The organism is Zobellia russellii (assembly GCF_044597075.1).
Classification (GTDB): domain Bacteria; phylum Bacteroidota; class Bacteroidia; order Flavobacteriales; family Flavobacteriaceae; genus Zobellia; species Zobellia russellii.
In genome coordinates, this window is the sequence record NZ_CP139000.1 from 1,691,045 (window position 1) to 1,716,012 (window position 24,968).

General features: G+C 38.0%; 23 protein-coding genes. 16 read left to right on the forward strand and 7 right to left on the reverse strand.

The window, feature by feature from the left end; translation table 11 throughout:
• Positions 1-49: 49 nt before the first annotated feature.
• Positions 50-1,765 (reverse strand): RagB/SusD family nutrient uptake outer membrane protein, encoded by a 1,716-nt coding sequence (locus SJY45_RS06815; RefSeq protein WP_400073764.1) that lies wholly within the window; start codon positions 1,763-1,765, stop codon positions 50-52.
• A 24-nt stretch (positions 1,766-1,789) separates the two neighbouring features.
• Positions 1,790-4,990 carry a SusC/RagA family TonB-linked outer membrane protein gene (locus SJY45_RS06820; protein WP_400073765.1) on the reverse strand — a complete coding sequence of 1,067 codons (3,201 nt, stop codon included), beginning with the start codon at positions 4,988-4,990 and terminating at the stop codon, positions 1,790-1,792.
• 660 nt (positions 4,991-5,650) lie between these two features.
• Here SJY45_RS06820 and SJY45_RS06825 point away from each other — a divergent pair.
• From SJY45_RS06825 to SJY45_RS06845, 5 genes are all read left to right on the forward strand, one after another.
• A complete protein-coding gene (locus SJY45_RS06825; RefSeq protein WP_289063973.1) occupies positions 5,651-6,085 on the forward strand; it encodes a response regulator in 435 nt (144 codons plus the stop codon).
• 169 nt (positions 6,086-6,254) lie between these two features.
• The gene (locus tag SJY45_RS06830) at positions 6,255-6,803 is read left to right on the forward strand and encodes a YSC84-related protein (protein ID WP_215439618.1); all 549 of its coding nucleotides are present in this window, start codon (positions 6,255-6,257) and stop codon (positions 6,801-6,803) included.
• A gap of 280 nt (positions 6,804-7,083) precedes the next feature.
• Complete coding sequence (locus SJY45_RS06835) at positions 7,084-8,880, forward strand: alpha-amylase family glycosyl hydrolase (protein WP_400073766.1); 1,797 nt, start codon at positions 7,084-7,086, stop codon at positions 8,878-8,880.
• Between the two features lie 248 nt (positions 8,881-9,128).
• Positions 9,129-9,290 (forward strand): lmo0937 family membrane protein, encoded by a 162-nt coding sequence (locus SJY45_RS06840; protein WP_400073767.1) that lies wholly within the window; start codon positions 9,129-9,131, stop codon positions 9,288-9,290.
• A 21-nt stretch (positions 9,291-9,311) separates the two neighbouring features.
• Positions 9,312-10,193, forward strand: a complete 882-nt coding sequence (locus SJY45_RS06845; RefSeq protein WP_400073768.1) for a DUF808 domain-containing protein — start codon at positions 9,312-9,314, stop codon at positions 10,191-10,193.
• Between the two features lie 137 nt (positions 10,194-10,330).
• Here SJY45_RS06845 and SJY45_RS06850 read toward each other — a convergent pair whose 3' ends face one another.
• Positions 10,331-11,434 (reverse strand): adenylate/guanylate cyclase domain-containing protein, encoded by a 1,104-nt coding sequence (locus SJY45_RS06850; RefSeq protein ID WP_400073769.1) that lies wholly within the window; start codon positions 11,432-11,434, stop codon positions 10,331-10,333.
• 172 nt (positions 11,435-11,606) lie between these two features.
• On the opposite strand from SJY45_RS06850, the gene SJY45_RS06855 reads away from it, so the two are divergent.
• From SJY45_RS06855 to SJY45_RS06890, 8 genes are all read left to right on the forward strand, one after another.
• Entirely contained in the window at positions 11,607-12,122 is a 516-nt protein-coding gene (locus SJY45_RS06855) for a DUF5004 domain-containing protein (RefSeq protein WP_400073770.1), read from the forward strand.
• A 282-nt stretch (positions 12,123-12,404) separates the two neighbouring features.
• Complete coding sequence (locus SJY45_RS06860; RefSeq protein ID WP_400073771.1) at positions 12,405-13,457, forward strand: succinylglutamate desuccinylase/aspartoacylase family protein; 1,053 nt, start codon at positions 12,405-12,407, stop codon at positions 13,455-13,457.
• A gap of 186 nt (positions 13,458-13,643) precedes the next feature.
• Complete coding sequence (locus SJY45_RS06865; protein ID WP_303406095.1) at positions 13,644-14,066, forward strand: hypothetical protein; 423 nt, start codon at positions 13,644-13,646, stop codon at positions 14,064-14,066.
• Positions 14,067-14,466: 400 nt separating this feature from the next.
• Positions 14,467-15,849 carry a DUF2971 domain-containing protein gene (locus SJY45_RS06870; RefSeq protein WP_400073772.1) on the forward strand — a complete coding sequence of 461 codons (1,383 nt, stop codon included), beginning with the start codon at positions 14,467-14,469 and terminating at the stop codon, positions 15,847-15,849.
• A 183-nt stretch (positions 15,850-16,032) separates the two neighbouring features.
• A complete protein-coding gene (locus SJY45_RS06875) occupies positions 16,033-16,977 on the forward strand; it encodes a hypothetical protein (RefSeq protein WP_400073773.1) in 945 nt (314 codons plus the stop codon).
• A gap of 2 nt (positions 16,978-16,979) precedes the next feature.
• Positions 16,980-18,119, forward strand: coding sequence for a hypothetical protein (locus tag SJY45_RS06880; protein WP_400073774.1), 1,140 nt, complete (start codon positions 16,980-16,982; stop codon positions 18,117-18,119).
• 267 nt (positions 18,120-18,386) lie between these two features.
• The gene (locus SJY45_RS06885) at positions 18,387-18,797 is read left to right on the forward strand and encodes a hypothetical protein (protein WP_400073775.1); all 411 of its coding nucleotides are present in this window, start codon (positions 18,387-18,389) and stop codon (positions 18,795-18,797) included.
• 213 nt (positions 18,798-19,010) lie between these two features.
• Positions 19,011-19,640 carry a hypothetical protein gene (locus SJY45_RS06890; protein ID WP_400073776.1) on the forward strand — a complete coding sequence of 210 codons (630 nt, stop codon included), beginning with the start codon at positions 19,011-19,013 and terminating at the stop codon, positions 19,638-19,640.
• 387 nt (positions 19,641-20,027) lie between these two features.
• Here SJY45_RS06890 and SJY45_RS06895 read toward each other — a convergent pair whose 3' ends face one another.
• The 3 genes from SJY45_RS06895 to SJY45_RS06905 all read right to left on the reverse strand — a co-directional run bounded on the left by SJY45_RS06895 (position 20,028) and on the right by SJY45_RS06905 (position 22,226).
• Positions 20,028-20,669: a hypothetical protein gene (locus SJY45_RS06895; RefSeq protein ID WP_400073777.1), complete on the reverse strand. Its 642-nt coding sequence runs from the start codon at positions 20,667-20,669 to the stop codon at positions 20,028-20,030.
• A 2-nt stretch (positions 20,670-20,671) separates the two neighbouring features.
• The gene (locus tag SJY45_RS06900; RefSeq protein ID WP_400073778.1) at positions 20,672-21,184 is read right to left on the reverse strand and encodes a hypothetical protein; all 513 of its coding nucleotides are present in this window, start codon (positions 21,182-21,184) and stop codon (positions 20,672-20,674) included.
• 415 nt (positions 21,185-21,599) lie between these two features.
• Entirely contained in the window at positions 21,600-22,226 is a 627-nt protein-coding gene (locus SJY45_RS06905) for a hypothetical protein (protein ID WP_400073779.1), read from the reverse strand.
• Between the two features lie 128 nt (positions 22,227-22,354).
• Here SJY45_RS06905 and SJY45_RS06910 point away from each other — a divergent pair, with 128 nt between their 5' ends.
• Both SJY45_RS06910 and SJY45_RS06915 read left to right on the forward strand, forming a co-directional pair.
• Positions 22,355-22,621: a hypothetical protein gene (locus tag SJY45_RS06910; protein ID WP_400073780.1), complete on the forward strand. Its 267-nt coding sequence runs from the start codon at positions 22,355-22,357 to the stop codon at positions 22,619-22,621.
• A gap of 124 nt (positions 22,622-22,745) precedes the next feature.
• A complete protein-coding gene (locus SJY45_RS06915) occupies positions 22,746-22,946 on the forward strand; it encodes a hypothetical protein (RefSeq protein WP_215439595.1) in 201 nt (66 codons plus the stop codon).
• 19 nt (positions 22,947-22,965) lie between these two features.
• Here the strand turns inward: SJY45_RS06915 and SJY45_RS06920 are convergent, their stop codons facing one another.
• A complete protein-coding gene (locus SJY45_RS06920; RefSeq protein WP_400073781.1) occupies positions 22,966-23,304 on the reverse strand; it encodes a PA14 domain-containing protein in 339 nt (112 codons plus the stop codon).
• A gap of 143 nt (positions 23,305-23,447) precedes the next feature.
• On the opposite strand from SJY45_RS06920, the gene SJY45_RS06925 reads away from it, so the two are divergent.
• Positions 23,448-24,926, forward strand: a complete 1,479-nt coding sequence (locus SJY45_RS06925) for a sulfatase (RefSeq protein ID WP_400073782.1) — start codon at positions 23,448-23,450, stop codon at positions 24,924-24,926.
• The last annotated feature ends 42 nt before the right edge of the window (positions 24,927-24,968 follow it).

Consider the following 24,968-nt stretch of genomic DNA (forward strand, 5'->3'; position numbering starts at 1 on the left):
CTCCCCATGCCAAATTCCTTTAATTTACTTCTATTCTATCTAACCCTCATTAATATCCGGGGTTCTGATCTAAATTTTTGTTGGCCTCAACTTCATCTTGCGGTATAGGCTGCAACATATACCTGTCCGGAAATGAATTGCTAAAAGCTGGATCTTCAAAAACCGTAAACGTAAGCTGCGCAGGGTCAAACACATGCTGTGGACCAGAATCTCCAGAGGCCGGCACACCGTTACGTTCAATTTTTATACCATGGTATGTAGCATTCAAAACGGTAGAAGCTTCGTCCCAACGAATCAAATCAAACCACCTATGGTTTTCAAAAACCAACTCTATCCTTCTTTCCTGTCTGATTTTTTCACGCATATCCTCCTTGGAAAGTCCGGCTGGCAATTCAGGCATAAAAGCCCTTCTCCTAATTCTGTTTACAGCTTCGGTTACCGCTGCACTAGGCCCATTGGCTTCATTTTCTGCTTCGGCAAAAATCAATAATACCTCTGCAAAGCGTATTTCTTGCCAAGCCGTTTTACTCACTCCTTCAGGAGCGAATCCTAAAGATGGATCTACGAATTTTTTTACTAAATAACCCGTAATAGAAGCATTACCGTCACGTATGGTTCCCGGTCCTTCATTAAATCCGTTCCATTCCATATCTATAAAAGGTTCACCACGTGATGGAGATACCTCCGAAAACTCGGAGCCATGATAAAAAATAGAGGCGTAAAACCTGGGGTCTCTGTTTACATACGGATTATTCGGGTCATAACCAGATCCCGCATCTTCTACAGGCAGGCCGTTGGTCATTTCAAAATCATCTACAAGTTCCTGCGTAGGATCGGTCTGTCCACCGTTATCATTTCTCCAGCGTACCGGCCAGTTTCCACGATCAAATTGGTGAGATCTTTCTGGTGGCAAGAATAAAATTTCGTAAACTGTTTCTACATTGCCTCCCGTTGACAAGAATAGATCACCGTAGTTTTTAATAGCTTCTTCTATACTCGCAGGATTTGCCCCATACAGCTCTAAACCGTCATTTTCAGGACCACTGATCAATGAATTTGCCAAGGCCGAAGCGTCCTCATATCGTTCTGCGAACAACATGGCTCTTGCATTTAAGGCAATGGCTGCCTGCTTGGTTAACTGGCCTGCTTTAACTTCGGATTTATTTGGCAAGCTCGCAGCTGCAGCAGTCAGTTCTTGATTTACAAATTCATAAATTTCAGGTCTTGGTGTTCTAGACGGAAACAAATCTTCATCATCCAAACTTTGAGGTTCCGTTAATAGAGGTACACCCCCGTACCTTCTTGTTAAGTCAAAATAAAACCATGCCCTAACATATTTTGCCGAAGCTTGTGCGGTAGCTTTGTATTCCGCATCAAAATCCGACGCTTCCAAACCGATAAGAAATTCGTTTACTTGACGAATGGCCGTATAGGCCCCATCCCAAATATCCAATCCTCCTAAATCCAGTGGGTTCATAGAACCTACGCGGACTACAGAGTTAGAAGGCACCCAACCACTTTTGGAACGGGCCTCATCTGAAATGGAAGCTAGTAAGTAGTTGTTTCCATATCCTCCCCCAGGGCTGTTGTATTGCCCTGCCGGCAGTTGACCTATAATATTATTTAAAAATGCCTGAGCTAAGGATTGATCTTCAAAAACTGTTGATGCGCCCAATTGGTCCGTTGGTTCCTTATCTAGAAAATCGTCGCTACAAGAGGTCGCAAAAGCAAGACCGAGCGCTAATATTGTTACAATCTTTTTCATTTTGTTCACTTTAAGTTTTGTTTTTTAGAAGCCTACATTTACACCAAAAGAAATAACCCGTGATATAGGGTAGAATAATGAGTTCCCTTCGGTTCCTTCCGGGTCTCCTAAAGAAATGTTCGTAAAAGTCAAAAGGTTGGTTCCTGACGCGGTAAGACTTAATCTCTTAATGCCATAAGCCTCCAATTGTTCTGAAATAGATGTAAAGTCATAACTGATCTGTGCACGTCTTAATCTTAAAAAGGAAACTTCTTCCATCCAGAAATCACTGGTTTGGTTGTTGTTGGAGTTTCCATCCGGTAATATTCTTGGGTATTTGGCATCTGGGTTATCTACCGTCCATGAGTCGTTCAACGCTTTAAAATTGTTTCCAACGTCCAATAAGAATCCTCTTGGTGTTACCTGTCTGGTATAATCCGTGGCACCTTGAAAACTAAATGCTAAAGAAAAACCTTTGTACCCTAGTTCTGCATTAAGACCATAAATAACCCCTGGCGTATTACTTGAACCAATTAAGGTACGGTCATCTTGATTTACCACTCCATCTGGCTGACCTGTTAGATTTCCATCCGCATCACGACCGTTTATATCCTTATATCTGATATCTCCCGGAGCCAACTCTCCAAACTGGGCCGGACCATTAGCAATCTCTGTTTCATTCTGGTACAGTCCATCTGAAAGGTAACCTACACGGGCACCTATTTCATTTCCGGTAAGACTAGCTCCTGGAATAACATCTGCAGGCTCATCTATAAAAACAATCTCGTTTTTGGCCAATGTTAAGTTGGCATCCAGGTTATAATAAAAATGTTCTCCTATGGATTGTTTATTTCGTACGGTAAACTCCCATCCCCAGCTATCAACTATACCTAAGTTTTCACTTGGCAATTCCGCGCCAAAAGTACCTGGTACGGATAAGCTTCTTTCTGCAAGAATATCTTCGGTTCTTTTCTTATAGTAATCTACTTCAAGTCCCCATTTGCCTTCTAAAAATTCAGCTTCTAGACCAATATCCGTAGTAGTAGCGGTTTCCCAAGTAATGTTGGGGTTAGGTATTCCTGATGGACTTATCCCTTGAAGAAAAGCTCCATCGGACACATAACCACCTTGAAAATTAAATCCAGTGATATATTGGAAAGGGTCTACCCTATCATTACCGGTAATACCCCAAGAACCCCTCATTTTTAAATCCGTAATTACTTCGGAATCTTTCATGAAATTTTCCTCGGAAATCCTCCAACCGGCAGAGAATGCCGGAAAGTAACCGTCACGACCTTCTTTTGGAAAGATATAAGATTGATCTAAACGTAAGTTGGCTTGAAATAAATACCTGTTTTTATATCCATAATCCACACGGGCCACATACCCTCTTCTGGCGGTTTCCGAAGCACCTCCAAAGTTTTGGTCGTTATCTACTGCACCGGCAAAAAGCTCTTGAATGGCCGGAGAAAGAAAACCATCTCTATAAGCGTTAATGTTGTCCGACTTCTGTTCTATCTTCTCAAAAAGGGCCAAGGCCGATATTAAGTGATCACCAAACTCTTTTTTATAGTTAAGGCTTAACTGCGTCGTCTGTTGGGCAAAGTCTCCTCTGCTTTCATCCAAATAACTCAAATTATCACTAATATTTGGAATATACTCACCCGTTGCCTCGTTCAATTGGTAAGAAGTATAAGGAGTAAAGAATACCTTTTGTTTGGTAACGTTCCTATCATAAGAATACATAGCTTTTGCCGTTAGCCCGTCTATACCGGGAACTTGGTATTCCAACTGAAAATTGGTTTGAAAATAATCGCTATCTCTTCTATCACTACCATTTCTGTTGGCATCCCCAACAGAGTTACCACTAAAACCATCAAAACCAAGCGATTCTGAGGGAAGACCTTCCGCTCCTGGGCGGCCATCTACAAAGACAGGAAATAATGGATTTGCCCTCAAGGCATTGGAGAATATCTCTCCATCAACATCTGCGGAACGTAAGGTGTTTTCCAACCTTCCGGCAATATTTAAACTAAACTTTAAACGATCTGTAATATCCGCATCTACATTTGAACGGATACTACTTTGCTTAAAGCCTGCATTTTCATACAATGCTCCTTGGTCTAATAGACCATATGAGAAGAAGTAACGCAATTTTTCACTACCTCCATCTACAGAAAAATTATACTGTTGTTGAGGAGCAGAGTTTCTAAGGGTTTCGTTCCACCAATCAAAACTTTCCACTGTTCCAGCTTCCGCTTGCGCCACCAAATCATCATATGGCAAAGCATCGGGAGCAGTTCCTCTATTCAAGAAAGATTGTCTAAATGCCAATACGTACTCACTAGCATTCATAAGTTCTGGTCGTCTAGTGGGCGACTGAAACCCATATTGACTAGAAAAATTGATAGAAGGCTTTCCTATTTTACCTCTATTGGTTGTAATTAAAAGTACTCCGTTTGCAGCACGAGAACCGTAAACCGCAGTAGAAGCTGCATCTTTTAACGCCGTTACACTGGATACCTCAAATGGGTTTACCCTTTGGTAAGGACGCTCAACACCATCAATTAAAACCAAAGGACTATTGTTACCCAAGGTGCTGCGGCCCCTAATCTGGAACTGCGCATCATCTTGGCCAGGCTGACCTGTAGTTTGAACCGCTATAACTCCAGAGAGTTTACCGGAAAGTGCCGCTGATAAGTTTGGTGGAGGCGCTACGGTAAGTGTCTTACCTTCCACTTGGGAAAGAGACCCGGTAACATCTTCCTTTTTTTGCGTACCATACCCCACTACTACTACTTCCTGTAGGCTTTGCGCATCTTCGCTTAATGTAATGTTCAGGGTAGATTGTGAGCCTACCGTAACTTCTTTAGAGGCAAAACCCAATGAGCTAAAACGCAACACTGCATTTGCATCTGCTACTTGAATGGTATAGTTACCGTCAAAATCCGAGACTACGCCATTCGTTGTTCCTTTTTCAACAACGTTAACCCCTGGCAAAGGCACACCGGCATCATCTGTAATAACCCCGGAAATAGAGGTTTGTACGGCCAATGTATTTATCTCATTTTCATTAAGGTTTGGGGTTAGCCGTAAATTGTCTACCAGCGGAATATTCCTGCTGGAGGCCGTGGCATTGGCATTCCCCATTAAAAGCAAAACAAACGCAAAGGACCCTAAACGAGACGTAAAACCCGGAAAGGAACCTGTACGCAAAATTCTTGCAGATCGGTTTTTTCTTTTCATAATTTAAATTGAGTTGGTTACTAATATTACATGAGTTGTTTACTAACAATACAATTGAGTGGTATTCATAATGCATCTTGAGATTTTATTGCTGCACGCTTCTCTATTTTAAAAAATCAGCTCATAACAGCAATTTGAGATTTTACGAGTTAATTAATTGACAATCAAATAAATAAACACCCGTAATTGTTAATTAATTCCCAAAATTCATAGTAATATTTTACGAATGTAATTTTCTGAAATCAAATAACCTAGTAAATTATGCTAAAATGTGTGCGCACACATATAATAATCGTGCACGAACACGATGTAAATATTATGATTCCGCCAAATACAGTTGTATAAATTGCCGAAAATGCTAAAAGTGCTTCCTATCAAACAAGGTTATTATCAAACTTTATTATCTGGAATAACGCCCTAAAATTGTACTGAAAAATTCATTTGAGTTAATATCAAAAGTAATCTGAGTCCGTTTTTCACCACGGATTTATTATTTTGGCCCCAATCATTTCTTTTGTTAATTAAAGTCTAAATAAAGCTCCAAACCAAGTTCTTTTAACGTACATAGATTGGCTTTTAAAATTTCTAAAACAGAATGTATTCTGACAGATATTTTAAGGCAACAAATTATTTAGGACCAAATAAACTATAAAAATTACTATGACTCTCAACCTTTATTTAGCGGATGACGATACTGAAGACCGTGAACTGTTTGTTGAAGCACTTGATGAAATTGATGTTTCTACTCAAGTAACCCAGTTTGATAATGGTGTGGACCTTATGGACGACTTATTTTCTTCTACTGATTTGCCCGACGCCATCTTCTTAGACCTGAACATGCCCCTCATGAACGGTTTTGAGTGCCTTACAGATATCAGGAACTTTCCTAGGTTTGATGATATTAAGGTAATCGTTTATTCTACCTCTTACAGACAGCGAGAAGTAAACCAATTACAAACCGATGGTGCCAACCAGTATATACAAAAGCCATCTTCATTTGATGACTTAAAAGTAATGCTTCAAAAAAGTTTGGTTTCCTTAATTGAAAAAAATACTTCGGCTATAAACCCTAGTGAGTTTGTTATATTGGTCTAGCTACATATAGACCTCCGATTTTCACAAATTCCATTGACCCAAACGGTAATTATTTTACTCTAAAAACTTCCTTCTTTTTGCATCATAATTTCAATGAATAGCGGCAATTTAGGCTTAGGACGACCTGTATTTTTGTATCAGAATTTAAGTTTAATTTAAAACTATTGATATGAAAATCACAAAATCAATTTTAATAGCGGCAATGGTACTTTTCTCTTTAGGTACGTATGCCCAAGATCAAGATGACCAAAGAGTAATGGCCGATGCCGAAAAAGCTAAAGCAAAATTGCAGAAAGCGGATTATGGACTAGACCAATTTTTCAAAAACGCACCGGGATATGTCGTATTCCCTAATGTTGGTGAAGGCGGACTTATCGTTGGTGGTGCATCTGGTAACGGTGTACTTTACGAAAACGGAAAAGCCGTAGGTATGGCAGATTTAAAGAAAGTAGACGTAGGATTACAAGCTGGTGGTCAAGCGTTGACTGAAATTATATTCTTTGAAACCGAAGATGCCCTTAACGAGTTTAAACAAGGTGAATTTGAACTTTCTGCCGAAGCTACTGCAGTAGCCCTTGAAAAAGGAGTTGCAGCCAACGCTAATTATGATGACGGTGTAGTTGTATTTGCCAAGCCTAAAAAAGGGTTAATGGCAGACCTATCCGTAGGTGGTCAAAAGTTTAAGTATACGGACATGGAGCTAATTGATAAGAAATAATTAGATTGTTCACTCATATGAAAAGGGGCCTTACACTTGTAAGGTCCCTTTTTCTTTGTACACTTTTTTATTTACTCCCGTTCGTAAAGATGGACTTGTATGTACACTACCCTCTCCTGAATTTTGTTTTAAAACCTTTTCAATCTATCACATCCATAAGATTAATATTTAGGCGATTAGGGTTATTTTAAAAACCCTTTGAGACCAACTTCCAATTCAGATTCGCATTATTTTGTACTGAACAATATGAGCTCCTTTGCTTATACTAATTACAGATATTATGGAAGCTATTTTAAATAAGAGTGCGGGTATGGGAGCCATCTTAACAGAAGACGGGCCTACTACCTTTAGAGTTTGGGCGCCCAATGCAGACAAGGTTTTTGTTATTGGCGATTTTAACGATTGGAAAAAAGATGATTTTGAACTGGAACACGAAGAAAACGGCTACTGGGCCGGTGTTACGGATAAGTGTAAAGAAGGTGATGAATACAAATTCCTCATTTTAAACGGGACTAATGAGTACGAACGTAACGACCCCTATGCCGTAGAGGTTACGAATAGTAATGGGAATTCCATTGCCAGAAAGCTAGATTTTGATTGGGAAGGAGATGATTTTCAAATACCTAATTGGAACGAACTGGTTATTTACGAATTACATGTAGGAACGTTTAATCGTAAAAAACCAGATCAGGTAGGTACTTTTGAAGATGTCATTGAAAAACTGCCCTATCTAAAAAATTTGGGAATTAACTGTATTGAGTTACTGCCCGTAGCTGAATTTGCCGGAGGTATTTCTTGGGGCTACAATCCTGCACACCCTTTTGCCATTGAACAGGATTATGGCGGACCGGATGGTTTTGCAAAACTTGTAAAGGAAGCTCATAAGAATGGTATTGCGGTAATTATGGATGTGGTCTATAACCATTTTGGACCTTCGGACGTAGATCTTTGGCAATTTGATGGTTGGCATGAAAATGACAAAGGAGGAATTTATTTTTATAACGATTACCGCTCGGAAACCCCTTGGGGAGATACCCGTCCGGATTACGGTCGTCCTGAGGTTAGAAAATACATCGCTGACAATGCTATGTTCTGGATAGAACAATACCGTTGTGACGGTTTGCGTATGGACGCCACCTCGTACATTAGGTTTGAAGGCGGTGGTCTTGGACTGGATACGGAAATTAATGAAGGTAATATTCTTATGAGGGATATTAACATGCAAATTCAATCTAAATATCCACACATTCTAACCATTGCCGAAGACCTTAAAGGAGACGACAAAGTTACTGATGGGGCCGAGTACGGAGGATTGGCATACGGCTCTCAATGGGATATGAATTTTGTACATCCTGTGCGGGAAGTACTCACCATGATAAATGATGACGATAGAGACCTACAGTATATCGTAAATGCGTTAACCTATACTTATAGTGGTGATGCGTTTAAAAGAATAATTTATACGGAATCGCATGACGAGGTAGCCAATGGAAAGGCTAGGGTTCCTGAAGAAATACAGCCGGGAGATGCCGAGAGTCCGTTTGCGAAAAAACGTGCCATTCTAGGTTTGGTACTTACCTTGACAGCTCCAGGAATTCCCATGTTGTTTCAAGGTCAGGAATTTATTGAAGATGAATATTTTCAGGATACCGAAGCCTTGGATTGGGAAAAATTTGAAAAACTAAAGGGCATCAGCAAATTGTCTACGGACCTAATTGCACTTAGAACAGGAAAGGCAGATCGTACCAACGGCCTGCGAGGGCAACAGTTAGATATTGTTCATTTTAATCAGGACAATAAAATCCTTGCTTATGTGCGCAGTAGGGATTCCGACGATAACGAACCGGTATTGGTAGTTCTTAATTTTGGGGACAGGCCATTTGAGGAATACGGAATTGGGGTTGCCGAAGATGCCGATTGGAAACTAAGGTTCAACAGCACCTGGAAAGGTTATGATGATGATTTCTCGGAGTTGGAAGTAGAAGATATGGAAAAAGTAGCGGAGTCTACAGATGAAAAACCATTTACTGGTAAGATTACGATTCCTGCTTATGCCGCATTGATTTATACAAAATAGCTTTTAGTAAATTAAGAGTCAACAACTGCTCTGTAGGGATAAGGATAAGTACTTGTTTCGCAGAGCAGTTTTACTTTTCATCTGCCCTTTGCCCTACTATTTTAGAAACGATTATGATCAAAAAAGATTTGGATAGCAGCTATAGCCCATAAAAGTGTATCATATATTACCAATACTTAAAAATAAACTCTAGGGAATGGTCATATTTAAAACTTTTATGCCCTTGACCCTTTAAAACAGAAAAAAATATGAAATATCTTATATATACCCTCATAATAGTATTGATAATTGGATGGATTTTAGGATTTTTGATTTTTAAAATTCTAGGAGGCCTTATTCACCTATTATTGGTACTGGCCGTCATTCTCATAATCTATAACTGGTTTATAGAACGAAAAAAAACTAAATAACAAAACACCAACCTCTTAATTATGGCTTCAGGATTTTTTGCATTACTAGACGATATTGCCACACTCATGGATGACGTTGCTGCTATGAGTAAAATTACGGCCAAGAAAACAGCAGGTATTCTTGGTGATGATTTGGCCGTGAATGCCGAAAAAGCTTCCGGATTTATGTCCGACCGTGAGATTCCCGTGCTTTGGGCCATCTCCAAAGGTTCTATGGTAAACAAATTAATTATCCTGCCCGTAGCCTTTCTGCTCAGTGCTTTTCTGCCCTCTGCCATAATTGTCGCCTTAATTTTAGGAGGATTGTACTTGGCCTATGAAGGTGCGGAGAAAATCTATGAAATCTTTGTGCCCCATCATGACGAATCGCATGAAAAACTGAACACGAACATGACCGAAGCAGATATCCTTGCTTTGGAAAAGGAACGCGTAAAATCTGCCATTGTAACGGATTTTATACTTTCCGTAGAAATTATAATCATTGCGTTGGGCGCAGTAGCTGCAGAACCACTTTCCATACAAATACCGGTAGTTTCATTAATTGCCCTTATTGCCACCGTTGGTGTTTACGGCATAGTGGCTTTAATTGTCCGCATGGATGAATTTGGGCTAAGGCTCATCAACCTAAATGAGCGGGACAATAGCTTCTCTGACTATATGGGGAGATTCTTGGTAAACGCTTTGCCTTGGGTAATCAAAAGCCTGTCCGTTATAGGTACTATAGCCCTTCTATTGGTTGCAGGCGGTATTTTTGCCCATAACATTCATTTTTTCCATGACCTTTTACCGCAACTTCCAAGTATCGTTAAAGAATTCTTGGTAGGACTTGGTGTTGGTTTTGTGGTCTTATTGGTCGTTAAATTAGTAATGAAAATTGTAAGTCTCTTTAAAAAGAAAAAATAGGCTACTGCATCAAAACGGTGTGGGTTTTAAATCCTATCGGTATCACTGGTCTTCTTTCTGGATGACGTCCATTTCCTGTTGAAAAAAGCTACTCAGGCGGTAACTCCCGTAACGTGGTGCAATGGCATCTTTGTAGTTCACCCCTCCCGCTCCACGGTAAACAGTTCTACGGTTTCCTCTTTGCCCCTAAGTGGCGTATTTCCCATATCGCGGGGCTTTAAATGGGCTGGTAAACGTAGTGCTTTTATCAGCCTTTGGGACACTAGAAGGTCTACTTGGTAACTGTTACAAAGCCCTTGTATACGGGCCGTAGTATTGAGTACATCACCGGTAAAGATAATCTCCTTTTTTAAGGCACCGATCTCTCCGGTGGTTACCTTTCCATAATGCAGTCCGGCCTTAAAACGGGGCACTACGCCAAATTTGGTACGGTAAGCTTCGGTCTTGGCATCTAGGCTGTCTTTCATCGCAAAAAAACAACGGATACAATTGTTGTTCTTAATACCCGCTTCAAACGGCCAGGAAATCACAATTTCATCGCCTATATACTGGTAGACCTCACCTTCATGGGCCACAATGGCATCGGAGAAATCCGAGTAATAGGACTTCAGCAATTCAAAATAAGTAATATGGCCCAGCTCCTCCGCAATGGTGGTAGAAGATTTCATATCCAGAAACAGGAACACCCGTTTCTCCTCCACAGGTTTATGGTATTTCCCCGTGAAAAAATTCATGAGTACCCCATGCCCCAGGTTATCACTGATCTCTAAATAAAAGAGCGACAAAAACAGGCTGACCACCAAAGAAACTAAAGTGCTATAAAAATCCATGCTCAGTAAAAAATTCAAGAACTTCTGTAGCACGAGAGAATCCCACGGAGGCACCTCTAGTTCTATACTTGCCGCCAGCGGATAGGTCATGACTATAACGGCCAAGATAAACAGGAGGTAAAACCCCATTTTGTAAACGATTTTCTTTGCCAGACTCCGGTTCTGGAACAGCTTGCCCAACCAGAATATTTCAATACACCCCATTAACAGCCCCACGCAGCCAACGGCTATAATGGCAAAAACAAAAACCTCTAGTGTAAGCGAAATGGATGTTTCCGGGTTTATATTTTCATTACCCGTTACAGCCTCCTGAATAAAAAGAATAAACAGCCCCAAAACCATATGGATAATACCAAACGGCACAACACGCGCTAGGTTTCGCTTCATTTTTGGAGATAGGCCGGTTTTCATGGTTGGTTTGTACGATAACTGTGCACTAAAGTTATAATCTTTTTTAAAACCTGCGCCGCACAGAGCGTTCAAATAAAAGCTGAGCGGGCCCTTGGCGGATTTAACACAAGCGCATCGCAACCCTTTGGCCAATTTCACATCTATCTAAAGAACCTAAAACACATATGTACCAATGAAAAGAAAATTCATTTTTTTACTTACCGCAGTTCTTTGCAATGCATTTTTTAGTTCCTGTGAATCCGATAACAGCGTAACCTGTCCCGAAGATTATACGGGCGCTCTGGATACCGCCGAGGAAAAATTAGTGGGTAAATGGGTGCTGACCGCTATGACGGCCGATACGGAAATTGACCTTACGGACGATAGCGAAGAAAACCCCAGCGAGGACCTTTTTGCCCAGTACGGCGATTGCCAAAAAGATGCCAGTTACACCTTTAGCACCAACAGGGACTACACCTACGACCAGAGCCAAAATGCGGCCGATTGTGATAACAAGGTCGTTTTGGGCGGTACGTGGAAGTTGAGCGGAGACCTGCTTAGCCTTACCGGTAGCTGTAACGTTCAGAACATACCGCTAAATTTTAAAGATGACGACTCTGCCTATACTTTTACGGATACGTTTAATATCGTAGATGTAAACGGACAAACCACTCAGGCCAAGGTTACGTTTACCTACACGGCCCAATAACGGCTGTACGCTAAAACATACGCCTTATTTTATGGGCTCGATTTTGCCGGTTTGGAACACCCAGTTCTAGCCGGCAAATTTGTTTTTAGGTTTCTTTGGGCGGACAACGAAGTAAGTGGATTTTCAACAGAACATTATTCCCATATAAACCATTGTGCTTGCCTATAAAAGTCCCTAAATTTTTAACTTTGTCCTACCCTAAAATTTGGCGGTGCCTTGCTGCCCAATTTTAACTTTTACGCACTAGGTTCCGCATACGGACCGCATAAAATTTGCACATTCATGATCAGAACACAGCTTACAAAATTGGCCCTTGCCTTGGTACTTACCATAACCAGCTTGTCCCTTAGGGCGCAGGATAATTTTAAAGAAACCTTTGCCGAAACCAACAGACCTGCTTCCCAAAATATTAGAGTTACCCTAACCGATGCCCAAGACCGTACGGCTACCGTGCCCATTACTATCCTAAAAGGAAAAAAAGAAGGACCGGTCTTTACCATCCTTTCCGGGGTGCACGGCTATGAATATCCGCCTATTATAGCAGCGCAGGAATTGATTCAGGAACTGGAAACGGACCGGTTAACGGGCACCGTAATCATTGTGCCCATAGCCAATACCGCTTCCTTTTTCTCCCGTACGCCGTTTAAAAATCCTCAAGATGATGTGAATTTAAACCGGGCCTTTCCTGGGGATGCCTCTGGTTCCATTACCCAAAAAATAGCGGCCATGTTTACTACGGATATCATTCCAGTAAGCGATGTTCTTTTGGATATTCACGGGGGCGATGCCAATGAGGACCTCCTCCCCTTTGTCTGTTATTACAACAACGAGCAAAAACCGGAACAGACGCAATTGGCACGCAAACTGTCCAAGGCCAGTGGGTTTCAGTATATGGTTACCTATCCGTATACCTTAAAAGATACGGACCCTGCCCATTACGCCTTTAAACAGGCCGTACAGGACGGAAAGACCGCATTGAGCATTGAGAGCGGTAAACTGGGTAACGTACAAAAAGAGGCCGTTGCCAGCATAAAAAAAGGGGTGTACCAAATGCTGCATAAAATGGAGATGTACCAAACCAAAAGCAGCCCTGAAAAGCCCATTGAACTGAACGGGCAGGCTTATGTAAAGGCGGAGACCAAAGGTGTATTTTATAGCAACCTAAAAGCGGGAGATTCCGTAAAGAAGGGCGATATTCTGGGGCACACCAAAGATGAATTTGGGAATACCCTAGGCGAAATAATAGCGCCCCAATCAGGGATTATTCTTTATAAAATTGGAACCCCACCGGTAAATGTGGGCGAAACCGTATTTTGTATTGGGTACAACCGTTAAATGGCAGTAGTTTTCTACCCACCCATCTCTTTATGAATTCCAATTGCATAAAACACTAAAAGAATAAACTAAAGCTACAATTGAATCGGTTTGATAGTTCTAAAACAAACTACCTACTATTCAATATAATTGTTAGGCTTAGTTGCCGGGTTTGCGTATTTTTATAACACACTAAATCAATCTGTTATGGGACAAGATAGCAAACCTCCAACTTCCTTTTGGCTCGTATCTTCCTTTGCCATTTTATGGAATATCATTGAAATTTATTTTAGTTCCTATGAACTGAATTTTCTACAGGAACATTTAACTACTGAGGAGTTTGATAAAATGCAATCCCTTCCTAGTTGGTATATTGTTGTATTTCTCATTGCCCTATTTGCCGAAATGCTAGGTAGTTTTATGCTGTTTATGAGAAAGAAAATTGCCTCTAATTTTTTTGCCCTATCACTATTTACGCTGCTTTTTATAGAACTGTATTGGCTACTGGTTTTTGACATTAAAAAAACCTCCGTTGTATTTTATGCCATTATTCCTATGGTGGTTATTGCAATTGCCACATTCCTTTATTTCTATAGCAAACGGGCCACTAAAAAAGGTTGGCTGCAATAAACAAATTGAATTTATAGAAAACACAACGAGAACAAACGGCCCAACAGCACATTTTTCTAAAGTGGGGTGAAGAAGAACTGCCAAAAAATAATACACCTCCAGAAAACAGCAATTTAGAACCATCTTCTTTCTCTTTTTTTACAGCGCTGAGCTAAAAATAGCTTGTTTAAAAAAAGCGTTTTACCCTACCCTTTACCGATAAATTCTTACACTTAAACGAATAGTGTAATTCTTACACGATACTTACGGTTTTCTGTAATCTTATTTTGAATAGTATTGCGATATTTAAAACGTGAATCTATAGGAGAAACTTATTTGTGGATAAAGCAAAGTGTGTTTTTACCTAGAGATTGGAGATAAAGCAACTAGTTGCTTTATGCAATTGTTACTTGTAAGTTAAATGAACTCAAGAGAATCTAAAATAGAAAAAAAAATTTTCGAAAGGCTTAAACTTGATATTGGAGATAAAAGTTTGAGAATCGTAAGTCAAGATAGATGGAAAACACCTATTTTGAATAGATGGTTTGATGTCGTAATTTACAAAGGCAATAATCCTTTAGCAGTATTTGAAATAAAAAGCTCTTTAGGTAACAAAAACATCTTAGCAACAGCCACAGACCAAGTTAGGTCATCTCTTTCTATCACAAATGCCAGATTTGGAGTTGTTACCGATAATGAAACTTTTTACATTTATGACCGAAATGAGAAGGAAATTGATTTTATAGAAGCAAGTTTTGAGGATGTTATTGGTAAAATTACAAATGTCAAAAATGTACAAATTAACCAAAAGATAAAACGACAAATATTATCGATTATTAAAGAGTCTGCTCAAATCTATTTGTCCAAAAATTCTGAAATTTCTGACTTTCTAAAGGACGAAAAAATAATTAGTAAAATAAAATTCGACTCTAATAGAAACTCATTCTACTTTGAGGACAGACTTAAAAATATAAAATCATTTGAAAATCAATTTTTCAATAAAATTTTTGGAGAGTTTTTAGAAACTAAAATTTGTCGATACACAACACTTGATACACTTTTTAGTATGCTAAACTACCTTTCATTCAGAATGAATGGTCTAGTTGGTATGAATGATAAATCTGAGGTCAATTATGTGGATAATTATTTAAATGGTGTTGAAAGACCTCTATCTAAAATGCATCATACTACAGTGATTGCATTAAATAAAAGATATATCACCTCGTGTTCAAAAATAAACAGAAAAGATGAACTAACACTATGGAGGTTATATGCAGATGATGGAACTGGTGTTTGTTTAGTTTTTAATATAAAACGAGAAAACCTAAATGATAAAGTCCTTATTCAAAGAGTAAAATATGCAGACCAAAATGGAAATCACCCTGAACTTGATTTTCTAAAGCATATTCGAGAAGGAGTCGAAGCTTTGACTGGATTCACTTTTGAGTTCAGAAATATTGGGTTATGGAAACATTTTTTCAAACCTTATGATTATGCTATAGAGGAAGAAGTAAGATTACTGATAATCGAAGACCCAAGTCTTAATCCTTTAGATTCAAATTGGGTTAAAACTTTTACTCATTCAATTATAAATCCATTTATTGATTTTCAATTAAATAATAGTGTTTTCCCTATTCATTTATCCGAAATTATTCTAGGACCAAAATCACCTGAACAAGACTCAAATATTGTACAATTACAAGAAATGATTAGGAGAAAAAGAAATCATATAATCGCGAAGAAGTTGGATTCGGATTTAAAAAGACTAAAAGTTAAAACATCGAAAATTAAACATTATAGATAAAAACCTACAGCTAAGAATGGCTATAAGTAATTGCTTCTACTCGCCTACTACTGAAAATCTTTTCGGATTTTCAGTTTAGTGTGTAATTGCAAAGTTAAACGCTAAACCACGCAACTACTCATAGCCGTGCCCGTTACCTAATGCTGGAAAAAGACTTTGAAATATAAAAAACCAAAAGAATAAATGGGAGAATGGTCGAAAAAAATTGGAGAACAAGGAGAGAATATAGTCAAATATTTCTTTGAGGAGCTAATCGGCTTCAAGGATATTTATAGAACAGGTATTGAAATCCCTTGTAGCTTTAGTGAACAGCATAAAAAAGAAAAAGCCAAAAAAAGATTGACACACGGAATAGACGGCTTGGTTTCATATTCTTGTCCGCTTGTGGAAGAATTATTAGAGATTGAGGTTGTATCTGTCAAATATACTGCTGACAAATATCCATCTAACTTGAAAGATAAATTTAAAGATTGGTTTGTGGAGTTGGCTTATACAATGAAATGCTTTAGTAATTCAGAAGTATATCAAAATATAAATTATTCGATATCAGATGTTTCGGACACATCGGTTTCAGGTCTTTTATTTTGGCTATCGAATAATGACGAACATAAAGAATTCAATATATTACCTGAAATCGCTAATTCAACTTTTTCTGGAAACGAGTTAGTATATGACAAAATTATAGTTGTAGACAATGCAAGAATGAATTTTCTCTTTAATCTCATTCAGCCGATAAAGAACATTTTTGGCGAAGATAATTTTGACTTTGTTTATCATAAAACAGGAATGAATAATTCAATTACTCAAAGATTGAGTTTTGGAAAGAAATTACCTGTACAATATATAAGTTCCGACATAATACCAATTCGATTAACAAAGAACGATGATGTTATTTTAGTAATTGGCTCAAGAGACAATTTTGAGAAAAATGATTTATTACGATTAATAGCACTTTCTAAAGAGTTCAATCATTTGGAGGCAACTTCAAAAACTTTGATAAGTTTTCCAGACTATAATAAATTAGAACATCAAGACATAGTAACAAGCGTATTAGCTCAAATAGAAAATTTATCATATAAGAACCAAATTGAAGTTGTGAGACACGATTTTGACTTCAGAAATCTATAATTATGGGAGTAGAAAAAGACCAGATAAAAGAAATTTTACCGATTGGCGACCAACTTAGGGCAATGATTTCACAATCCTTTTTAACAGGAAAACATCTTAGAGACCTACTTAGTGCAAAGGGTGTGTTTATTGATGAAAACGATAAGAATAAATCTGTTCCGCTTCTAATGAATACAATTTTGAGCCCTAAAGAATTTTTGAAATTAGTAGAAAGTCAAAAAACGAAAGAAGAAAAATTTAAAGTAAACACTTTAACGCTTCCTTGTAAAACTGATAAACCTTTATTAGACATAATTCCACCAAATTTCTCGATAAATAAAATAATTAAGGAAAACATAGTTTATAAACCGAACTACAAGGTTAAAGCTAATCCACAATTTACTTATGTTGGTAAAGACAAAAAAAGTATCCAACTCGAATATGAAATTGAACGAGAAAACAGAACAAAAGATTGGGTAAATACCAAAACTACACACAAAGCACTAATCACCATTGAGAAAAAAGCTAATAATGAAATTAGCTTGGTACTCACGAAAAGCTATACATCAAAAGAAACAAACGATATTAATGAAATGGTTTTACGAAACCTTAAAGGTCATTTTAAAAATGCCCATATCGTAAAAGAAGAAGTTGATTTCGTGCGTATTTTATTTAAGGATTTTACTAATCAAAACAGAATACAATTTTTATACAGTTTTACTTCACCTGCCCTAAGTAGACATTTGGAGTTTATAGAGATAACAGACTTGAATGTCCATATAGACCCTGATGTTGACACTCCGCAAGAAATAAAAGAATTTATTACGGGAATTGACAAACTTAGAATAAATGGGAAAGAACTACAGGAGCATATATTCATAACTAAAAATGACTATCACGAAAAAATTGTTTTCTCTTCAATTTCACTCAAATACAAATTCAATTTTAATGGAATTGAAGGGAATTGCATAATTGAATACTCATTTCCAGCTTATCTTTTTAAACAAAGAACTAATGCTGAATTCCAATTTGATATAGTAATAAACGTTAATAGAAAGGTTAAGGAATTTGCAAATACTAGTGAATTGCATAAGAATATTTCTAAGATAATTGAAAACCAAAAATTGGAACAATTCGAGAAATATAAAAAAACTGTGGAGTAAGCCCCCGCTAGCGCTCCTTTGTAACGAGTGTTCCACATGAGTATACCAATACAACCTAATCTGTGTTAGACCAGTAGCTCAACCCAAAAACACCCAGTTCAATGAGCACAATGAATACTTCATTTACGCTATCTTTGCTTTTCATAACTAATCTGTCCCTAATTGAAAACGCAACCGCTACCTACCCACTTCTACAATGTATTCTTAATAGTTTTTCTAATAGCCTACAACCCTATTTTTGCACAAAAGAATTTAGAAAACAACAAGATGGTAACTACTGTATTCAAAGCCTTTAAAAAGAACAACGAAAAGAAAATTTTAAAGTGCTTGCCTACCAAAAAAGATATTGAACACCTTGTTCCGCTAATTAAAGAAGCACGACCGCAAGAAACCATTCCTGCAACAGATTCGGTATTAGCTAATTTTAAAGTGGAGCTAATTAAAAATTTTAGACAATTAATTAAAAAAGGAAACTCTTTTGGTGTGGAATGGGAAAATATAGTTTTAACGGGAGTCCGTTATAATGTTAATCCATACCGGAACGTACTTGTTGAGCGAGGAGATATTACGCTAGAATGTACTAGTGGAGCTATAGAATTTCTTTTGATCATAAAAAAGTCCATCAATATCCGCGGAAATTGGAGAATAATGAACCAAATGAAATTTAGGCTGCTGTAAACTCCCCTGCTGGCGCAAGCGGCACGCTTGTGAACCTGCGAGTAAACTAGCAACACAAATCAAAAAGGGAGATTGAAGCTGAGCAGAAAATGATTTTTGCGTATAGACAGGTGAAAAAATCAGGTTCAACCCAAAACAATCACTGTGCATGAAAGCATAGAGAACACGGCAATACACTTTTGCCTAAACCGTTATTGTATCTAAAATTAACTCTTGCAGAAACTAAAAGATAAAAAAGGCCTAATCGTTTTTTCGCTCATTTTTGGAGTTATACTAATTGGTTCTTATCATACGTGGCAAAAAGAAACCTCTTTAAGTAAACATAGAAAAATGACTATTGGAAAAGTAACCGATTATAAATATCGCAAACATGGGTATATAGATTACCAATTTTACGTGAATGGAGAGCTTTTTGATACAAGTGACCCTGACGACGCAGGCTGGCCAAACTATATTAGAAACGCAAAAGCTCAGAAACAACACTTTTATTTTGTTGAATACGACTCTACCAACCCATACAATTCTAAAATACAAATTCAACGTAAATCAATAGGAACAAACACCTTATTTAAAGATAGTATTCCTATAAAAGCTAGTATAGACCAAATAAATAGCATTTCTGATTCTTATATGGATTTGTACATTAGTTACGTTTACCAACAAGGTAGATTTAAATTCAGAACTAGAATTCATAAAGACAGTTTACCTTGCGGAACAGTTGATAATTGTGAACAAGGAGAGATTGATCTGACAATATCTAAGTACTTTCCAGATGCGAACAACCTTTATTTTAAGAGTTATGATAGAATGGCAATGAAGAGAGCCAAAGAGGAAAGAAGATGAAGCCCGTTCAACTCCCCCCGCTAGCGCTCGTTTGCAACGAGTGCTCTACACCATTCTTTGCAAGTAACAATAAGGCCTTTTGATGGTTAAGAATAGGTTAATGACATTTGCGTTCAGGCAAAAAATGAACCTAAATTATCAGGGCAAGTTGTTGACAGAATTAGAAAAAAAAGTATCGAAAAATATTTAGTCAGTATTTATGGGCAATATAATCTTAGTGATAGTGTAGATTTCAGCCGATTTGAAAATGATCTTAACTTAGAGCTTGAGGAAAACTGTGATGTTCCTAATAAGTAAGAAAATAACGTTTCTTAACCAACCCGTAATACAAATTAGGCATATATTCAATTAAAGAAATACTAATGGACATTGAACCCAATTAAGAACTCAATCCATTTCGATAAGATTATATTTTCCCCGCTCCTTTACCAAATCTATTAAATTTTGCTTTATGGTTTGCATGGGTTTAGAATCCACCACAAAGTCTGTGGAAAATATGAGGAATAATTTGTTGTTTTGTTGTACCCATATCCAACTAATGAATTGAAAATGTATTTCTCGTTCCCTATAATTTTGTAAACTCTGAAAACAAGAACTAGCGGTGTTCTCATCTTTAAAAAACCATTCTTCTACCTTGATATTTCCGTTAGGATTTTCTTCGTTTTTAGTTAAAAAAGAAACGTTTAACTGGGTTGCCTTTGTAAAATCACTATTGTCAAAATCTTGGGCTAAGGTTCCCGCAAATCTTTTGGTTTTGTAATTGTTCAGTCTTCGCTCTATATATTCTTCGCCCTTTATATCGCCAGCATCTTTATACGCTCTGTTTAAGCGTTCATTAAGCTGTGTTAATTGTTCTACAGCGTCTGTCTGAACACTATCAAATAGAACAGTGAACACCTTAATGGGAGTCTCCGTAACACTATCATTTTGTACAGTTGATTGCTCAGGAATCAATTTGCTTTGGTTGTTAGCGCTTTTACAACTACAAAACGAGAGAACACTAAATAAAGTAATTAGTACCTGTTTCATTTTTACACTGTTATTAATGAAGGACGCGTGGCACTTTCATACTCAGCAGTCAATAATTGACTATTGCTTATCTGAGTTAAGCTATTCTCTCCCGTCAGATTCCTAATTGTATCATTAAATCTGTCCCATTCACCACCGCCACAAATTTCTATGCACCCAATTGAACCATAACCACCAGAAATAGGGTTACTAGGACCTTGGTGAATAAAAAACCCATTATATACTCTCCATGCATCATCGTCCATTGTACTTATATAATCCCATGTTAGCGTATGTGTTTGAGCATCGGCTAATCCCACAACTCTAGGTCCTTCCGTAGTTGTTCTATGTACTCCAAAACGTATAGCCTCAAAATCTTCGATCACCGAATTATTTCCGGAAGTTTTACCCTCAATGCTAACACGGTATAAAGGGACTCTATATAAAATAGAAGGTCTGTTTGGTCTATAAGGATAACTCGTTATGTGTGCATTCCCTAATGTTAGATTTGTAATACGAATGGTAACGGATCTCATAAATCTACAGTTTAAAAAAGTCTACGAATTATTAGCTTGCTTACAGTAGCGAACCATAGCCCATATAACGGTTGGAATTGACTAATATACTGATTTCTGTTTACTAAAATGCGCATAGAAGACCAAAACGGGGTTAGCTTTAGATATAAAAAAAATAAATTAATCAATACCCCCAGGCACAAGCATCATGCTAGTGCCTAAGCCCCCCGCTAGCGCTCGTTTGCAACGAGTGCTATACACCGTTTTTTACCAGTAACCATAAGGCCTTTTGATTGTTAAGAACAAGTTCATGACCAGTGCAGGTATAGCTTTTCACAAGAACATTCAACCTTAAAATAGAAACTTAGATTGTGCGCCTAACTTTAACTAACAGAAAAAAGACCAACCAAACCAGGCAAAATTACACCTCTAAAACCTAATACGCCAATCCAAAATAATCCATAAGCTCCTCATAGCTCATTTTCTCAAAATTGGGCCGCTCAGAACGCCCAGCAAGAGATACGCCCCCGGGAATCATAACGTACTTGTATTGTGGTTTGGCTATAGAGGAACCGGTTAATTCGTGGTCGCTAAGGTCTGTATCGTCCGTAGAGGTGACTTGAAATCTTATTTCCCCCCTATCATCAAAATGAATAGCGACAAAATACCGTCGTATGGCAAAACCGGAGTGATCAAAAACCAAAGGTAATTGGTATACAGCATTAGAACTACTTCTATAAAAGCACAATACAAACCCACCATTGTCTAAAAACTCTCTGGTAAGCCTAACCTCATCTACTTTCATACTTTTTGACCGTGCTCCATCCAAATAACTAAAATCTTGGTCTAGCCAATCGCTATACATAACGTTTGCGGTTCCTGTTTCTCCCTGTTCACCTGTATCTCCTTTTGGTCCTTGCTCCCCTTGTACGCCCTGTGCTCCAGCAGGCCCCACGGGCCCAATATCTCCATCCGCACCATCTTTTGAACAAGATGCCAATGTTAGGGTCAACACCATTAAGCCACCTGCTAAAACTCTCAGAATAGTATTCATAATTTTCATTTCTTTAGATTTTATACCTATTTATGGCACAAAAAATAAAAGGTTAACCTGTAGAGAGGAAAAAAAGAAAAGAGTAAAATTCCTAGAAAAGAAAGGAAGTTGTGGCTTATTAAGGCCAAGCGCATGAAATGTGGCTGATAATAGAAATAAAGGGCACTAGCAGTCTGGAATATTTAATTTTCTTTGCTGCGGGTGTTAGCCTTACCGTTCTTTTAGTATTCCTGTTTTTTCCTCAAAATGAATTTAGTTTTAAACTAATACCAGCAAGTCTTCTTTTTATGGTCCTTATCATAGGAATAGGGAGAAAATCCATCAAAAATAGAATCGCCGAAATTCTTGAGGATATCGTAAAAAAACAAAACTTAAAATCTTCGTTACCATACCCCTATCATTAAAAAAGTTGTTTTGTTTTTATATGTGAAAGATATGTGCTAAATTTAAAGGAACAGCACCCTAAACTACTAGCATACAGTAGTATACACAACATCTTAATTACTTAACCACCCTAAATCTAGTCGTATGGAAAAACTTATACGCGGTAGTATCTACATAGACATTTTTCACACCATTTTTGGCGTGGCCGGAGCCATATACTATTATGCACAAGGCCGTTATGCAGCCGGTAGCGTTTTAGCACTTATAGGTATCGTATACTTGATAAAAATTTTGGACCCTTTCTTTAGAAAGCAAAAGTCTAATTTTCAGGAAACCCAAGGGTGAGCACCATCTTAAGCTCATTTTAATGAAACAAAACCGACTCTGGAATTGCTTCTTTGGCAAATGTTGGACCGTTCCATTCAAGATTAAATTGTGGCTTTCCCTTTTTACCGCTTCTGTAATACAACGAAATGGAATGCAATCCGGCTTTTAGCCTGTACTGCCCGCTCATTTTGGAGTTTCTTGTGTACCCATAATCCGCATCAATAACGGTAGATTCGTGAATACGTAGCACTCCTCCGGCATTGGCACTTAGGTAAAAAGTATAAACTCCATTTGCAGGCACCTCTATATAGCCTTCAAAATAAAGCACTTTACTATTTCCCGAAATTTGGATTTCAGGCGATATTTGCTTGGACACTCCTGTTTGATTATTTAAGGAGACAAATAATAAACACTTAACTTTTATTAAAAACTGCACAATTGTATACCTTTCTTGGACTATTGCACCCCTTGCCCCTGTAGATGAGATGTATATTTACGGCTAAGATTCAATACAACAAGATGTGTAAGATAGCATACAACATCATACACTTAACCAGAAAAGGAAAGATGATTATCCGTACTATAAAAATTTTGTTCATATCACTTCTACCCTTGGCCATACTGCAATGTAAACCGGCCAAAACAAAACTCCAAGATCTTAAAAAACCCAATATTGTTCTGATTAATATAGACGACCTTGGTTATAAGGACCTTGGCTTTAAGGGAAGTGAATATTACGAAACCCCAAATTTAGATGCATTTGCGAAAGAAGGTATGGTTTTTTATAATGCTTATGCAGGCGCGGCCAATTGTGCTCCAAGTAGGGCATGTCTCATTTCAGGTCTAAACACACCTAGACATGGTGTTTATACCGTAAGTCCATCTGATCGTGGTGATATAAAAACAAGAAAACTGATTCCAATTAAAAATACGGCTCATCTAAACGATACTATTTTCACCCTACCCCAAATGCTTAAATCTGCAGGCTATACCACCGCTAGTTTTGGCAAATGGCATATTGGAAAAGACCCTAACAAGCAAGGGATTGATTATAACATAGGTGGAAGTGAAAAAGGTCATCCAGGCAATGGCGGATACTTTTCTCCTTATAAAATAGACCATATTACGAACGGCAAAAAAGGAGAATACCTTACCGATAGATTAACGGACGAGGCCATACATTATATCAACAAAAATAAAGACACCACATTTTTCATATACATGCCTTACTATACCGTTCACACCCCCATTATGGGGAAACAGGACCTAGTCGCTAAATTTAAATCGAAAAAAGGGCAAAACGGGCAAAATAGACCCGATTACGCGGCAATGGTCTATGCTATGGACCAAAATGTGGGCAGGCTCCTAGATGCCCTAAAGCAAAACGGGCTGGAAGAAAACACGCTAGTCATTTTTACTTCGGATAATGGTGGGATACGGTCTATTTCAGAACAAAACCCATTACGCGCAGGTAAAGGCTCGTATTACGAAGGTGGTATTCGCGTTCCTTTGGTTATAAAGTGGCCCGGAAAAATTAGGCCAAACTCCACATCAACCGCAACGGTGAGCAATTTAGATTTCTACCCTACACTACAGCATATTACAAATCCTAAAGAGAAGGCCAATTTACTTGATGGTATAAACCTTGAACCTATCTTATACGGAGAACAGCCTGTTGCACGAAATCTCTATTTTCATTTCCCCATCTATCTTCAAAAATATGACCAACTAAATGATCAAGGCAGAGACCCTCTTTTTAGAACACGACCTGGTTCTGTAATTATTTCTGGGGAATGGAAACTACATGAATATTTTGAGGACGGTGCACTTGAGCTCTACAACTTAAACACGGATATTGGTGAAAAAAATAATCTGGCAAAACAAAATCCCGCTAAGACCAAAGAACTATACGAACAATTAAACAGATGGCGCAAACAAACAAAAGCGCCAATACCTACTACAGTAAATGAAGCATATGACCCTAGCGCAAACCAATAGGAATTCGTTTTAAAAAAATAAAATCAAGATATATTAATACGG